The 14,780-nt window shown below is 73.3% G+C and carries 12 protein-coding genes; 5 read left to right on the top strand and 7 right to left on the bottom strand.

Going from position 1 to position 14,780, the window contains the following annotated elements; genetic code table 11:
- The first annotated feature begins 67 nt into the window (after positions 1 to 67).
- The 3 genes from AC24HA_RS04225 to AC24HA_RS04215 are packed head-to-tail and all read left to right on the top strand — an operon-like array spanning position 68 to position 4,174.
- Positions 68 to 631 carry a hypothetical protein gene (locus tag AC24HA_RS04225; RefSeq protein ID WP_425709350.1) on the top strand — a complete coding sequence of 188 codons (564 nt, stop codon included), beginning with the start codon at positions 68 to 70 and terminating at the stop codon, positions 629 to 631.
- On the top strand, positions 628 to 912 hold the full coding sequence (locus AC24HA_RS04220) for a hypothetical protein (RefSeq protein ID WP_425709349.1): 285 nt from the start codon (positions 628 to 630) through the stop codon (positions 910 to 912). The genes AC24HA_RS04225 and AC24HA_RS04220 overlap by 4 nt, the downstream gene beginning before the upstream one ends.
- Before the next feature lie 37 nt (positions 913 to 949).
- A complete protein-coding gene (locus tag AC24HA_RS04215) occupies positions 950 to 4,174 on the top strand; it encodes an AfsR/SARP family transcriptional regulator (RefSeq protein ID WP_425709348.1) in 3,225 nt (1,074 codons plus the stop codon).
- A 122-nt stretch (positions 4,175 to 4,296) separates the two neighbouring features.
- Here the strand turns inward: AC24HA_RS04215 and AC24HA_RS04210 are convergent, their stop codons facing one another.
- Positions 4,297 to 5,931, bottom strand: coding sequence for an MFS transporter (locus AC24HA_RS04210; protein WP_425709347.1), 1,635 nt, complete (start codon positions 5,929 to 5,931; stop codon positions 4,297 to 4,299).
- Entirely contained in the window at positions 5,928 to 6,575 is a 648-nt protein-coding gene (locus AC24HA_RS04205; protein ID WP_425709346.1) for an NADPH-dependent FMN reductase, read from the bottom strand. The genes AC24HA_RS04210 and AC24HA_RS04205 overlap by 4 nt, the downstream gene beginning before the upstream one ends.
- Before the next feature lie 149 nt (positions 6,576 to 6,724).
- On the opposite strand from AC24HA_RS04205, the gene AC24HA_RS04200 reads away from it, so the two are divergent.
- Entirely contained in the window at positions 6,725 to 7,303 is a 579-nt protein-coding gene (locus AC24HA_RS04200; protein ID WP_425709345.1) for a Rossmann-fold NAD(P)-binding domain-containing protein, read from the top strand.
- A 67-nt stretch (positions 7,304 to 7,370) separates the two neighbouring features.
- On the opposite strand, the gene AC24HA_RS04195 is transcribed toward AC24HA_RS04200, so the two are convergent.
- Entirely contained in the window at positions 7,371 to 8,606 is a 1,236-nt protein-coding gene (locus tag AC24HA_RS04195; protein ID WP_425709344.1) for a glycosyltransferase family 4 protein, read from the bottom strand.
- A gap of 39 nt (positions 8,607 to 8,645) precedes the next feature.
- Positions 8,646 to 9,545, bottom strand: a complete 900-nt coding sequence (locus AC24HA_RS04190; protein WP_425709343.1) for a right-handed parallel beta-helix repeat-containing protein — start codon at positions 9,543 to 9,545, stop codon at positions 8,646 to 8,648.
- A gap of 119 nt (positions 9,546 to 9,664) precedes the next feature.
- Here AC24HA_RS04190 and AC24HA_RS04185 point away from each other — a divergent pair, with 119 nt between their 5' ends.
- Complete coding sequence (locus AC24HA_RS04185; RefSeq protein WP_425709342.1) at positions 9,665 to 10,522, top strand: glycosyltransferase family 2 protein; 858 nt, start codon at positions 9,665 to 9,667, stop codon at positions 10,520 to 10,522.
- 8 nt (positions 10,523 to 10,530) lie between these two features.
- Here the strand turns inward: AC24HA_RS04185 and AC24HA_RS04180 are convergent, their stop codons facing one another.
- The 3 genes from AC24HA_RS04180 to AC24HA_RS04170 are packed head-to-tail and all read right to left on the bottom strand — an operon-like array spanning position 10,531 to position 14,653.
- Positions 10,531 to 11,439: a glycosyltransferase family 2 protein gene (locus AC24HA_RS04180; RefSeq protein ID WP_425709341.1), complete on the bottom strand. Its 909-nt coding sequence runs from the start codon at positions 11,437 to 11,439 to the stop codon at positions 10,531 to 10,533.
- Between the two features lie 2 nt (positions 11,440 to 11,441).
- Complete coding sequence (locus AC24HA_RS04175; protein ID WP_425709340.1) at positions 11,442 to 12,368, bottom strand: glycosyltransferase family 2 protein; 927 nt, start codon at positions 12,366 to 12,368, stop codon at positions 11,442 to 11,444.
- Positions 12,365 to 14,653, bottom strand: coding sequence for a hypothetical protein (locus tag AC24HA_RS04170; protein ID WP_425709339.1), 2,289 nt, complete (start codon positions 14,651 to 14,653; stop codon positions 12,365 to 12,367). The genes AC24HA_RS04175 and AC24HA_RS04170 overlap by 4 nt, the downstream gene beginning before the upstream one ends.
- Between the last annotated feature and the right edge of the window lie 127 nt (positions 14,654 to 14,780).

The raw sequence follows: 14,780 nt of genomic DNA, 5'->3' as shown, positions 1-14,780 counted from the left end.
GCCCGACCGGTCCCCGAGCGGGCGGTACGCTGGCGGGCAGCACCGAGACGTCGAGAGGGGACAGCGCGTGAGCACCGGGATCGAGGCGGGCACCGCCACGGGTGCCCCCGCCGTCGCGCCGGACGTCCAGGCGACCGCCCCGTTGCCCAGGCCCGCGCGAGCGGCGTCGTCGGGAGTCGGACCTTCGCGAGCGGCGTCGTCATCGCCGGTGGCCACGCCCGCGGGCGCTGCGCCGTCGGGAACCACGCCCGCGTACCCCGTGGACTCCCGCGAGACCGCGGCGGACCGCTTCATGCGCCGCCTGCTCCGCGTGCGACGCACGAACCGCAACCTCGACGCGGCGGCGCACCGGCGCCTGCGGCTGTCACTGTTCGTGTCGGCGATCCGCTGCGTCGTCACCTACGTGCTCATCCCGGTGCTCGTCCCCCTGCTGAGCATCGCCGGCGTCCTCGCGGCACCGGTCGGCATCGCGTTGTGCGCGGTGGCGGTCGTCTCCGGCATCGCCGCGCTGCGCAGGTTCTGGGCGACGGACCACAAGGGGCGGTGGATGTACACGTGGTTCATCGCCGTCGTGTTCCTCGTCCTGGCGGTCGGGCTGGTCGCCGACGTCTCGCACCTGGTGTCGGCATGAGCGCGCGGCGCGAGGCGGGCCGGCGGCACGACGCCGTCCCCGTGACGTCCGAGGAGATCGGCGACGGGGCGCCCGGCCGTGACCCGCGCGACGACCCCGACCGACCGGACGACCTCGAGCGGCGCGAGGACGTCGACCACCCGGACCTCGACGACCTCGAGCATCTCGACGACGACCCGGACGACGTCCCCGAGGTCAACGCCTGGTTGACCATTGTCATGTTCGCCTTCTTCGTCGTGACGACCGTCGGCTGCTACTTCCTTCTCGACGGCTGGCACTGAGCCCGGCACAGGGCCTGAGGGCCCGTAGAGTCGCCACATGCAGGTCGACGTGCTGGGCCCGATTCGGCTCCGCACCGATGCCGGCCGGGCCGTCGAGCTGACCGAGCGCCAGCTGCGGACCGTCCTCGCGGCGCTGGTCGCCTCCGAGGGGCGACCGATCACCGCCGACACGCTGATCGACCGGCTCTGGGGTGACCGCCTCCCGGCCGCCCCGCCCAAGGCCCTGCGATCCAAGCTCTCCCGCCTCCGTACCGCACTGGACCGGGCCGAGACCGACGGCCGCCGTCGCCTGCGGCACACCCCGGCGGGCTACGTCCTCGACCTCGACCCCGACGCGGTCGACGCCGGCAGGTTCCGTCGCGCGATCGAGCGCGCCCGCCACCTGGGTCCGTCCCGCCGTCAGGTGGCCGAGGTCCGCGAGGCCCTGGCGCTGTGGCGCGGCGAACCGTACGGAGATCTCGCCGACGACCTCTGGCTGGCGCCCGTGGTGGCCGAGCTCTCGAGCACCCGCGCGGACGCCGTCGAGCTGCTCGTGGAGGCGCTGACCGAGACCGGTACGCCCGAGCAGGGCATCGACGTGGCGACGAGCACCGTGGCGACCCACCCCGCGCGGGAGCGCCTGGTCGCCGCGCTGATGCGCGCGCTGTACCAGGCAGGGAGGCAGGAGGAGGCGCTCGGTGCCTTCGAGGCGCTGCGCCACCACCTCAGCGTCGAGCTCGGCCTGGATCCGGGGCCGCAGATCCGCACGCTGCACCAGCGCATCCTGCGCCACGACCCTTCGCTGGCGACGTCGCCGGCGGCAGCCGCCCCACGGGCATCCCGTTCGCACCTGCCCGCCGAGACGGAGCCTCTCATCGGTCGGCGCGAGGAGACCCGTCGGATCGCCTCGCTGCTGGCCACCGCCCGTCTGGTCACCCTGACCGGGATCGGCGGCGTGGGCAAGACCCGCCTCGCGCTGCACGGGGCGCGCAGACACCAGGCGCACACCGACGGCGACGCCTGGTTCGTCGACCTCACCGAGCTGTCCCGCTCCGGCGACGGGGAGCCGCCCACGGGAGAGCGGCTCGCCATGCTGGCAGCGACCGTGCTCGACCTGTCCGGGCGCGAGGCCGGCGGCGGCGCCATCGATCTCGTCGTGGCCGCACTCGGGGCGCGCTCCGGGCTGCTGGTGCTCGACAACTGCGAGCACGTCGTGGACGAGGCCGCCGCATTCGCCGGCGAGATCCTGGCGCGCGCCCCGCAGGTGCAGGTCCTCACCACCAGCCGGCGGCCCCTCGGTCTTCCCGCGGAGCGGCGGTACGACGTCGCGACCCTGAGCACCGAGCCGGGCGACGGCGAGGTGCTGAGCGACGCGGCGCGGTTCTTCGTCGCACGCGCCCGGGCCGGCGACCCGGGCCTCGTGGTGGACGAGGATGCGGGGGTCGTCATCACCGAGCTGTGCCGTCGCCTCGACGGCCTCCCGCTCGCGCTGGAGCTGGCCGCGAGCCGGATCCGGGGAATCACCGTGCACGAGCTGCTCGAGAGGCTCAGCGACCGGCTCCAGCTCCTGCGTCGTCCCGGCGGAGGCGTGCCCCGGCGGCAGCAGACGCTGCGCGGGACGATCGGCTGGAGCTGGTCCCTCCTCGACGACGCGGAGCGGACGGTGCTGCGCCGGCTCGCCGTCCATCCCGGAACGGTCACGCTCGAGGCGGCCGAGTCGATCTGCGGAGGTGCCGCCCCCGGGACCGCCGGCCCGGCGGCCGGCCGGTCGGGCGACGTCGCGCAGGTCGTCGACGTCCTGATCGGCCTGGTCGACTCCAGCATGGTCAGAGCGACGCCGACACCCACGGGCATGCGGTACGGGCTGCTGGAGTCCATCTCGGCCTTCGCGGGAGAGAAGCTCGACGAGGCCGGCGAGCGCGACGGCGTCGCCCGTCGCCATCTGGACCACTACCTGACGCTCGCGTGCGAGGTCGACCGCCGGCTCCGGGGCCCGGACCAGCAGCGCTGGCTCGCCCTGATCGACGCCGACAGGACACAGCTGCGCCATGCCTTCGACGAGGCCACGCGACGTCGCGACGGTGCCAGCGCCGTGGCCATCGGCGTGGCGACGTTCTGGCACCACTGGCTCGCCGGGCGTCACACCCGCCTGCGCGACGACCTGCTCAGGGCCGTCGACCTGCCCGGACCACGGGACGACGGCTACGCCGCCGCCATGTCCTACGCGACCTCCATGCAGTTGAGCCGCCACCCCGGCGAGGAGGCCCGCATGGTGGCCGAGGCGCTCGAGCTCTTCTCCGGCCACGGGCCGGCCCGGGCGCGAGCGCAGTGGTTCGCCGGCATCACCCTGCTGTCCCTGGGCCTGCGCGCAGACGGCGAGCGGCACGTCGACGAGGCCATCGGCGTCCTCGCCGACGCCGGCGAGGAGTGGGACATGGCAGTCGCCGCGAGCCAGCGCGACTGGTTCCTCGTCGCCAGCTCGTTCGACGAGCCACGCGGCCTGCCCGACGGGCGCGATGCCGGGGCCGTGCTGCGTGAGCTCGGCGACGGGTACGGGCTGTCGCAGGTCGTGGCCCTCGACCACCGTGCAGCAGAGGCTCGCGGCGACCACGTCCGGGCCGGTGAGGCCGCCCGCGAGGCGCTGCGCCTCTCCCTCGACCACGGACTCTGGGGCCAGGCGTCCGAGTACTTCAGCGCCACGGCGACGGCCGCCCTGCGCTCCGGGGACGTGACCACGGCACACGCACACCTCGCCCGGGCCAGGACGTTCGCCGCCGACACGGTGTACCAGCGCGGTTCCCTCTTCGCGGACGGCGCCGCCGCGATGCTCGCTCGCTACGAGGGGGACCTGCCGGCTGCCCGTACCGCGTTGGAGCGCTGGCTGTCCCGGGGCGGCGTCGACATCACGCACGCCGTCGGCTCGCATCTCGAGAGCGGCTTCCTCGCGGTGCAGCAGGCGGACCTCGCTCGTGCCGAGCAGGACCTCGCGACCGTGCGTGACCTGCTGCCACCCTCGACCGACGTCCCGGTGGTGGCCGGCGTCCTGGAGCTGGCGGCCGCCGTGCGCGCCGAGAGCGGCGACGCCGCGTTCGCCGCCGAGCTTCTCGGCACGGCCGCCGCCCATCGGGACCGGAGCGGCGTACCCCTCTCCGCGCCGGCGACGCGGGACCTGTCTCGGACACACGCACGCCTCGTCGAACAGATTCCCGCGGACCAGGTGGAGGCCGCCGCCGCACGGGGGCGGACCATCGACACCGGCCGGCAGCTCACGGCGATCTTCTGACGTGACCTGACGCCCGACGAACGGTGCCCGGCGGACGACGAACGGTCCCCGGCGGACGACGAACGGTGCCCGGCGGACGGCGAGCCGAGCCAGCCACGCCCCGCCGACGCGCCGCCTCGCCGTCAGTCGCCACCCGTGTCGTCCGTGGCCACCGGTGATCGGACGGCCGGCGCGGCCGGCGGCGGGGCATCGCCGCGCTCGCTCGGTGGCGCCACCGGCAGGCCGTCGGGCTCGTCCTCCGCAGGGAGGCGCACCCCGCGCAGTCCCCGCGCGACCAGCACCAGCAGGACGGCGGCCACGACGAGTGCCGCCACCACCGACCCCGTCGTGCCGTGGGCCCAGGCGTCCTCGGTCACCGCGTGCAGGTCGCCGCCGAGCGCGCCACCGATCCCGTCGGCGACGGCGACCGCAACACCGGGGCCCTCGGTCGCCGCGTCCAGGTGCGCCGGGGACAGGCCCTCGGGCGCCCCGGATCTCAGGCTGCGACCGAAGATGCCGAGCGCCAGACTGCCCAGGGCCCCGATCCCGGTCGCGGCGCCCAGGCTCGCGCTGACGTCCTGGAGCGCGGCGGCCGGACCGGACTTCCGCATCGGCACGGACGTGACCATCAGCTGTGCCCCCAGCACCATGGGCGGACTCGAGCCGAAGGCGACGATCGACAGCGCCGCGGTGAACGCCGCGGGCGACGGAACCACGGTCAGGGCGACCAGGATGAACCCCAGCCCCACAAGGCCGGTGCCGATACCGGCGACCATCACCGCCGACGGCGTGAACCTGCGGGTGAGCAACGGCGTCACGGCCGTCGCGACGATCGCCGCGACCCCCGGGGCCGCGAGCATCAGCCCGAGCGTGCCGGTCGGTATCCCGAGCACGATCTGCAGGTGCTGCACCAGCACGAGATCGATCGTCAAGAACGCCACCTGGATGAGCAGGAAGGCGATCGCCAACCGACGCAGCAGCCGAACCGCGAACAGACCGAGGTCGAGCAGCGGGTCGGTCAGGCGCCGCTGCCTCCGGACGAAGAGCGCACCGAGGACCAGTCCCCCGCCGACGGCCGCGGCGTGGGTGGCGGTGACGCCCCGGTCGGCGATCTCCTGCAGGCCGTAGACGACCAGCATGACTGCAGCCATGGACATCACGACGCTGGTGATGTCGATCCGGTCGGTGGTCCGCTCGTGGCCGCCGGGGAAGAGCCACAGCCCGCCGACCAGAGCGACGACGGCCACCGGGACGTTGACGAGGAACACCGAGCCCCACGAGAAGTACTCCAGGAGCGCGCCGGTGAACGGTGGCCCGAGTGCTCCGCCCACGGGGAAGGCGCCCATCACGACGGCGAAGGCGATGCCACGATGCTCGGCGCTGGTGAACATCGAGCGCACCATGGCGAACACCGCGGGGGTCGTCGCCGCCGTCGCCACCCCGATGAGGGCCCGGGCGACGAGCAGCACCTCCACGGTCGGGGCGTAGGCGGCCAGCGCCGACGCCGCGCCGTAGAGCCCGAGTGCCATCAGCACGAGCACGCGGGGGCCGAGGCGGCCGGTGAGCCAGCCCATGGTGACGAGCGTGCCCGCCGCGACCAGCTCGCCGATGTGCACCAGCCACAGCGACTGCGTCGAGCTCGGCGCCAGGTCCGCGCTCACCGCCGGCAGCGCGAGGAAGAGGGCGGTGAAGTCGGTGGCCATCATGACCACCGGCAGGCCGAGCATGACGAGCGCGGCCCAGTGCCGCCACGTGGTGCCCGCCGGTGCCGACCTCACGCGGTATCGAACGGGTAGGGGCGGGCCGTCCGCGCCTCGCGCAGCGTGGTGGCCCACCAGGCGAGCTGGTCGAGGAGGCCTGCGGCGAGCCGGTCGGTCCCCGCGGCGTCGAGCGGCAAGCCGTCGTGATCGAACGCCTCCCAGAAGTTCGCGAAGGCGATCGAGTCCCGCAGGGTCACGGCATGGAACTCGGTGAACACCCCGCGCAGCGCGTCGACGGCCTGCAGGCCGCCCGTGATTCCTCCGTACGAGACGAAGCCGACGGGCTTGAGCTGCCACTCGGTGTAGAAGCGGTCGATGGCGTTCTTCAGCGACGCGGGGTAGGAGCGGTTGTACACCGGCGTCACGACGATGAACGCGTCGGCGAGCGCCAGCCTCTCTCCGAGGCGGCCCACGGTCTCGGGCACCTCCGGGGCCGTCGAGCCGACGTCGACGGGCAGGTCGTGGTCGGCCAGGTCGATGAGGTCGACCTCGAGCCCCTCCCGCCTGCGTACGTGCTCCGTGATCCAGCCGGCAGGCACCGTGCAGAAGCGGTCGGTGCGGACGCTGCCGACGACGACGGCGACCTGCGTGGTCGTATCGGTGTGCGCCGCCGTCGCGGATCGGGTGCGGGAGTGCTGATCGTGGTCGAGCTGGACAGCCATGGAGCGCCTCCTCCTGGTTCGGGTGTCTCGGTCGACATCGACCCTGGCCACGGAGGGTTGTCTCAGGGTTGCGGGAAGGCTGCGGCCCGGCCGGAGGGCTCCTGCCCCACGGTTACGGTCGAGCTCACCGGGGACGAGGAGGACAGCAGATGCTGAACGGACGCGGCCCGGACGGCCGGTACGTCCTGGTCGTCGGGGGCACCGGGATGCTCCGCCGGGCGGGCCACGAGCTGATCGGGCGCGGGCACGGGGTGCTGGCGGTGGCACGCCGCCCCGCGCGCGGGGCTCCGGTCGGGGACGGCCCCGGTGAGTACGTTCCCGTCGAGGCGGACTGGCGCCGGCCCGAGGCGCTCGGCGACGCGATCCGTACCGAGCTGCTCGGCCGAGGCGTCGCGTCCGGCGCGATCCTGGGCGCGATCGTCTGGGTGCACTCGCCCCACCGGCAGGCCGTCCTGGACCAGCTCGAGGGTCTGCTCGAGCCGGGCGCGACCGTCCTGCAGGTCTGGGGCAGCGCAGCCTCGGACCCCCGGGAGGTCATGGCGAACGACGACGGCTGTGCGGCGCGTCCGTGGCGGGCACGGCACCTGTTCCTCGGCTACCACCTGGACGAGAGGGGAGCCCGCTGGCTCACCGACGAGGAGATCTCGAGGGCCGCAGTCCGGGCGTGGGACGGGGACGGCCGGCCTTCGCTCGCTGGGCAGGTCGACCCGTGGGAGCACCGCCCCTGAGCGGGTGGCGGTCGTGACGAGCGGTGCCCACGCCCCTCACCCGGGCAGCACCTGGGTCGGCAGCCTCCTAGGCGGTCGGCACCGTCGAGGGCTCCCGGCCGGCGACCCGGTCGATGGCACGCAGGTAGGACTCCCGCTGCGGCCGCCAGTCCAGCACCGCGACGGCCCGCTCGCGGCCACGCGCGCCCATCTCCGACCTGAGCCGATCGTCGTCGAGCAGCCGCTCCACCGCGTCCGCCATCGCAGGGAGGTCGCCGTCCGGGACGTAGAGCACCGCGTCGGCACCGCTGACCCGGGTCTCCTTGAGGTCGAAGGCGACCGAGGGCAGGGCGAAGGCCATGTACTCCATCGTCTTGTTCATCGTGGACAGCTCGTTGAGCGGGGTCGCCCCGTCCGGCCCGATCCCGACGTCGGCCTGGCTGAGGTACTGCCCGATCTCCTCGGGCCCCACCCGCCCGGTGAACTCCACGTACGGATCCAGGTTGAGCTCCGTACTGAGCCGGCGGAGGTCGTCGAGGCTGTCCCCGAAGCCGAGGAGCGCGGCCCGCACCGTCGTCCGACCTCGGCGGTGGACCAGCTCGTCCATGAGGTGCAGGACGACGTCGACGTCGTCCTGCGGCCCCATGATCCCGAGGTAGACGAGCAGGTGGTCCGCGCCGCGGCGCACGTCGACCGTCGGAGCGGTCGGCCGCATCCGCGTCGTGTCGGGACCGCTGCGCACGACGCTCACCCGGTCCTGCGGCACGTCGCCGCGACGTCGGGCTATCTCCGCGTAGGACTCGTTGGTCGAGATCACGTGGTCGGCCGTGCGGAACGTCCTGCGCTCGAGCCACCTGAGCGCGGCGAGCTGCATCCGACCAGCCACCGACCTCGGGCTGCCGAACCGCGAGAGGAACAGCTCCGGGTTCAGGTCGTGGTGGTCGAAGACGAACCGGACCCCGCGCATCTTCCACAGGTGGGCGAGCAACCAGTAGGTGTCCGGCGGGTTGCACGCCTGCAGGACGTCGAAGCCGCGCTCGCGACGGACCCGCAGGCTCAGCCAGGCCGTCCGGAGCCAGGAGTAGGCGAACTCGTACGCGAACCCCGCGGCCCCCTTCGCCTCGGGCGCCGGCCGGTACTTGTACAGCGCCACGCCGTCCACGTCGTGCCGTGCCGGGTCCCCCGGCCCCTTCGGGCAGATGACGCTCACGGTGTAGCCGTGGTCGCGCAGCGCCTGGCACTCGAGCCACACCCTGCGGTCCAGCGGGACCGGCAGGTTCTGGACGATGATGAGCACGCGCTTCTTCGCCTCGTGAACTCCCATACGGAATTGTGACGCACCGGGGCGGCCGGCGGCAGCCCTTCAGCCGCCGCGCACAGGATCGTGGGTGTCGATCCAGAGGTTCGAGTCGTCCCAGTCGCTCTGGGGCCCCAGGTTGGCGACGGCTCCGTAGTTGTGGTCCGGTCCGAGCACGTTGTCGCGGAAGGTGCACGCCGCGCCGTCGGTCCCGCCCCCTCCCCCGTTGACGGTGTAGTTGCCGCCGTTGAGGTAGTTGCCCTCGACGAGGCAGTCGGTCACCGGTCCGTCGTCCTCCCCGAACATGAAGGCCGCGTTGCCGAGCACGTCCTGCTCCGGGTTGTAGACCTCGAGCGCATTGCCCCGGATGACGATGCCGCTACCGGAGACGACCTGAATCACGTCGGTATGGTTGTCGCCGACCTGGACCAGCTGGTGGATGAGCGAGTCCTCGATGGTCACGTTGCTGCCGGCGATGCGCGGCCCCTCGGCGACGTTGTGGATGTGCACCCGGCGCAGGGTGTAGCTGCTGAACGCGACGGCGGCATCAGCGCGACCCTGGCCGTCGATCTCGGAGTCCTCGACCACGAGATTGCTGCCGCCGGAGACCCGGATCGGGAAGTGTCCGGTGTTGAGGATCCGGGTGTTGCGGATCGTCACGTCGTCGGCCTCGACCGTCACCGTCCCCGTGATCTCCAGGCCCTCGACGACCGCTCCGTCCTCGTCGATCGTGAGTGATCCGGACTCCTCCAGCTCGATCCCCTCGGGCACACCGGTCGTCGTCTCGTCGGGGAAGTCGGCCCGCGTCGGCGGCGGGATCTCCGGCTCGGCGTCGACAGCGACGTCCTCTGCGGAGTCGGGCACGGCCTGCGGCTCCACCGGCGCGTCGGACGACGAGCACGCGGCCAGGAACAGGGCGGTGGTGACGGCCAGAAGCCCACCCGTTCGTCGATGCGAAGCAGCCATGTCGGCTCCCTGGGGTCGGACCTCGGTCGGCCCGGACGCGCTGGACCTACCACCTAGTCAAGCGTGCCGCAAGTCCGGGGTCAACGGTCCGCCGACCGGAGGCTGCTACGTTCGCCGTCGTGGACCCTGTGGCCAGTGTGATCATCCCGGCACTGAACGAGGCCGGGACGATCGGCACGCAGCTCGGTGCGCTCGCCCGCCAGGAGATCGACGCCGACTGGGAGGTCGTCGTCGTCGACAACGGCTCCACCGACCAGACCGTCGAGGTCTGTGAGTCCTTCGCCGCCACCCTCCCGCTGAGGGTCGTCACGGCCGAGCGCCCCGGCACGAGCGCGGCGCGGAACCGGGGGGCCGCCGAGGCCTCGGCCGACCTGCTCCTGTTCTGCGACGCGGACGACCAGGTGTCCCCGGGGTGGGTGAGCGCCATGATCGCCGCCCTGGACCAGCACGACGCGGTCGGCGGCGGCATCGAGAACGACCTGCTCAACGGCGAGCGGCCCGGCTACATGCCCCGGCATCCCGACCGTCTCCCGGTCGTCGCCGGGTTCCTCCCGAGGTCGATCAGCGCGAACCTGGCAGTCCGTCGCTCCGCCTTCGAGGCGGTCGGCGGTTTCGCCGAGGACTACACGTACGGCTCGGACGACACCGAGTTCTGCTGGCGGCTGCAGCTGGCGGGGTTCAGCCTCGGCTACGCCCCCGACGCCGTGGTCCACTACCGGCACCGCTCCACGCTCCGGTCGGTGGCGGTGAAGGCCTTCAAGGCCAACCAGTCCCGCGGGCGCCTGTTCCGTGACTACGGCCCGCAGGGCATGCCGCAACCCCGCCTGGTCGGGGTGGCCGGTCGCTGGGCCCGCCTGGCCGTCGCGCTCCCCGGGGTCCCGTTCTCCCCCCGGCTGCGCTGGTGGTGGGTGGAGCAGGCCGCCGGCGCCGCGGGTCGGGTCGACGGCAGCGTCCGGCACCGCGTGCTCTACCTCTGATCCGCGCCCTACCTCTGAGCCGGTGGCCCGGGCCGGCGCGCCATCCTCCGCAGGTGCACGCCCACGCGCAACGCCCGCACGTAGCTGAACGCGGCGGCGTACCGCACCCGGCCCGGGGCGTCGGTCGGGGCCGGTCGGGACCCGCCCCAGACGCGCAGCCAGATCGACATCCCGCCCCGCGCCTCCCGCCAGGCCCGGCGCGCCAGCGCCCCGCGACCGAGGTGCTGGGTCCGGTCGGCGATGCCGTTCGCGACCCGTACCGACTTGCGCCCCAGCTCCCGCCAGGTGCTCCGGGCAGGATGGTCCACCACCACCTGCGGTGCGAACACCAGGCGGCCACCGCTGCCGACCAGGCGGGTCCCCCAGTCGGTGTCCCCTCCCGACTTCAGTCTGGCATCGAAGGGTCCCACCCGGTCGAAGACCTCCCGGGTGACGAACACGTTGGCGGTCGCGGCGAACGACCACTCCTCGACGTACCTGCGCTGCTGGAACTCGTTGTGGGCCTCGAAGTGCTCCGGACCGGTGCGCCGGTGCGGCCCGTGCGGGAAGAAGATCTCGATGGCGCCTCCGATCGCGTCGGGGCGGGGATCGGCGTGCAGCGCTGCGACGCCGAGACGCAGCCAGTCGGGGCGGGGCACGCAGTCGCTGTCGGTGAAGGCGAGGACCTCGCCGGTCGCCTCGAGCACCCCGGTGTTGCGCGCGGCGTAGGAGCCACGGCGGGCCTCGTGGAGCAGCCGGAACCGGGGGTCCTCCGGCACGGCGGCGGACACGTCCTCGCTCGAGGCGTTGTCGACCACCAGCACCTGGACGCGGTCGGCGGGGTAGTCCTGACGCTGCAGCGCCGCCAGGCAGCGACGCAGGGCCGGGACGTCGTTGTAGACGGGAACGACCACGCTCACGGTCGGGTGCGTACTCATGCTCACCAGCCCTCTCGCCATTCTCGACGACGTCGCCAGCTCTCCTGCCAGTGCTGCGCGGGATGAGCTCGCCGACCACCGGCGGGACGGAACCTCGCCCCCACGGCGCGCAGGCCGGTGCCGGCGACCAGCAGCTGTGCGGCCAGCGCCCCGAGGGGGCGGGGGTAGTGCCGGCGGTAGGTGGTCGCCCGTCCGCGCAGGACGAGGGGGAGGCGGTTGGAGCCGGCCGAGGAGGAACCGACCTCGTGGCTGTAGATCGCCTCCCGCGTGACCCGGGGCGACCAGCCCGCCCGGCGGGCCCGCAGGCAGAGGTCGACGTCCTCGCCGTAGAGGAAGTAGCTCCGGTCGAAGCCGTCCAGCGCGTCCCACACCTCGCGCTCCACGAGCATCATCCCGCCGCTGACGACGGGGACCGCCCGAGAGGTCTCCAGCCAGTCGCGGCCGGACTCGGGGTCGAGGACACGGGAGCCGGGAAAGACGCTCGACGCACCGGAGGCGAAGCACAGAGCCGACCACATCGTCGGCCGTCCCATCCAGGACTGGTGGTCCGTCCCGCCGTCCGGCAGCACGGACCTCCCCCCGACGATGCCGGCCCCCGGATGGCTGTCGGACGTCCGGACCAGGGTGTCGATCGCGGAAGCGTCCACGACCGCGTCGGGGTTGAGGAAGAGCAGGGCGGACGCCGTCGACGCCTCGGCCCCGGCGTGGCAGCCCACGGCGAAGCCGTCGTTGTCGTCCCGCAGGATCAGGGTCAGCCGGTCCGAGATCCCGGAGACGGCGTCCGCGACGTCGTCGTCGGACCCGTTGTCCACGACGATGATGCGGGCGTCCGGGAACCTCTCCAGGGCGGGCTCGACCGACGCCAGGCAGGTACGGATGTCGTCCGCGCTGCGGTAGGTGACGATGACGACGTCGAGCCGGGCGCTCACAGCGCGCCCCTGGCCCGCTCGCGGGCCCACCGGCGGTAGGAGGCCCCGGCCCGGGCCCGCCCGGCCCCCAGCCACGACCGCCCCCGACGCAGCCCGGTGGACGCCACCCTGACCGGCAGCCGGGTCAGACGTCGGGCACGGAAGGTGGCACGGTGCAGGTGCTGGCGCCAGGTCGGGTCGCCCAGCAGGGAGGCCCGGGGCAGGCCGAGGAACGGCTGCCAGCCGGCTTCGTAGGACATCTCGCCGACGGGCACGTCACCGGTGAAGTCCTGCGGCGGTCCGACGAAGCCGTAGATCTGGTCGAAGTCGGGAGCCTGCCCGTCGTAGCGGTGGCTGAACTCGTAGTCGACGAGCCGCAGCTCGCCGCCGGGTTCGAGGAGGAAGTTCTGCGGCTTCGCATCGATCAGGTCGAAGCCGCGCGCGTGGACCTCGCGGAGCACCCGCATCATGTCGTGGGCGACCCGCAGCGGCACGAGCCGGCCGTCCGGACGGTCCGGCAGGTCGGCGAGGCCGTTGTCGAACAGCTCGGTCTCGAACCAGTTGGGGCCGACGTCCAGCAGGGTGGGGACGGCGGCGACCACCGGGCCCAGCTCGCGCATGGTCGCGACCTCGCGCTCCAGGTGTCGCGCTCCGTGCGGGGCGAAGGTCTTGCGCAGCACCCGCCGGCCGTCCTCACGCTCGACCACCTCCACCTTCGCGCGGCGCCCTCGACGCAGCACATCCACCACCGGCACGCCAGTCCGGTAGTCGTCGCGGCGGCGGGCCACCTGCGCCCTGAGCTCGGCCGTCTCCTCGGGCAGGGCGAGGGAGAGGTACTCCCAGGTCTCGAACTCGTCGTCCGAGGAGTGCACGGGGTTGAACGACTGCGCGGCACCGACGCGCGCCTCCACCAGCTCCCGCATGTCGACCTTGACCTGCAGCACGTCGCCGTTGGTCAGCCGTGGGTACCGCGCCAGCAGCGAGCTGTTCGGCGGTCGGGGGCCGTAGTGCACGGCGACGACGACGAGGACCGGGTCCCCGCCGCTGAGGGGGTAGGGCCCGCGCCCCCAGTTCCCCCCGCGCACCAGCTCCACCGAGGCCTGACGGGCCGCCCCGGACAGCTCGCGCACCGCGAGGATCTCGAACTCCAGGGACTCGATCACACCGAGCACCTCGGCCTCGTCCAGGACCGAGAGCGTGCGCTCACGGACGAAGAACACCGTCGGCTCCGGCAGCTCCGCCGGCTGCTGGTCGGCCGTGGGGAAGAACCGCCGCCGGACCCAGGGATTGTCCTCGGCGAGCCTGCGCAGCGTGTCCAGCGGTGGCCGCCAACCCTGCTCCTCGAGCACCGCGTCCACGTCCTCCAGCCCCGTGGGGAAGTCCCGGCCGAGGGAGGCCGCGACCTCTGCGAGCGTCGCCGCGTAGTCGTGGTCGGGCCGCGGCTCCTGGGCGACGAGCGCGGAGGCCAGGCCCGAGGCGGGGCCCTTGTGGTAGACCGCGTGGTAGGCCAGCGAGTGGAGGTGATCCTCCGCGGACGGCACCCTCGCCCCGCTGACGTGCGTGTCCGCCCGTTCCAGCATCCGCGTGGCCAGCCGGGGCGGGTAGTAGGCCATCCCCCGGTAGTCGGCCCCCTCCAGGCCGGTCTCGCTGTAGATGTCGACCGGGATGGTGCCGGGCTCCTCGGCGAGGATCTCGTGCAGCCGGTGCAGGTGCCGGTCCGCGACCATCAGGTCGAGGTCCTCGCCCGGGGCCAGGTCCGGCAGCTGGTCGAACCAGCGCAGGACGACATAGTCCAGCCCCTCCTGCTGAAGCCGCCGGATGAGCCCGGGCACGCCGACGGCCTCGGAGAGGTAGTGCCGTGGTCGGGGCCGTCGGACCGGCTGGGCCTCGTAGACCAGGAACCGGCTCTCCCCGCACGTGCGGACCCCCAGCAGGCGCACCCGGCGCAGGAGCCGCGAAACGGCGAGCGCACCCCAGGTCTCCACCCGGGCCGACGGCGAGGTCAGCTCGACGGCGATCCGACCCACGTGGGAGAGGTCCCTCAGGCCCCACACCGCACGGGCGACGGGTGCCCGCAGGATCAGCAGGTCGGTGTCGTGGCGGAAGGCCTGCTCCGGCGCGACGACACGATGGAAGCGACCGGCGTACCGGTCGGGGACGTCGTCGAGGAAGGCCTGGTCCTGCGGCAGCACCAGTCCGAGGTAGCGATGCGCCCCGACGGCGGCGAGGGCGTCCGCGACTCCTTCGTCATGGACCCCGACGTCCAGCACCCGGGACGCCGGCGTCACGAGCCGCTCGAGCGTCACGGACGCACTCTACGACAGCCGACCACCCTCGAGAGGCCCTTGCGGCGTTCACGCGGCGTCAGGCGGGAGCGTCCGGCCGGGACGGCCGCCCGGAGGTGGCGGGAGGGCTACGCTCACCTTCCGATGG

It is taken from the genome of Georgenia sp. Z1491 (assembly GCF_057652395.1).
This window is presented reverse-complemented; position numbering and strand designations above follow the sequence as displayed.

Coding starts and splice junctions, on each gene's coding strand:
- AC24HA_RS04220 (WP_425709349.1), top strand. CDS start 628: ATGAGCGCGCGGCGCGAGGCGGGCCGGCGGCACGACGCCGTCCCCGTG.
- AC24HA_RS04215 (WP_425709348.1), top strand. CDS start 950: ATGCAGGTCGACGTGCTGGGCCCGATTCGGCTCCGCACCGATGCCGGC.
- AC24HA_RS04205 (WP_425709346.1), bottom strand. CDS start 6,575: ATGGCTGTCCAGCTCGACCACGATCAGCACTCCCGCACCCGATCCGCG.
- AC24HA_RS04200 (WP_425709345.1), top strand. CDS start 6,725: ATGCTGAACGGACGCGGCCCGGACGGCCGGTACGTCCTGGTCGTCGGG.
- AC24HA_RS04195 (WP_425709344.1), bottom strand. CDS start 8,606: ATGGGAGTTCACGAGGCGAAGAAGCGCGTGCTCATCATCGTCCAGAAC.
- AC24HA_RS04190 (WP_425709343.1), bottom strand. CDS start 9,545: ATGGCTGCTTCGCATCGACGAACGGGTGGGCTTCTGGCCGTCACCACC.
- AC24HA_RS04180 (WP_425709341.1), bottom strand. CDS start 11,439: ATGAGTACGCACCCGACCGTGAGCGTGGTCGTTCCCGTCTACAACGAC.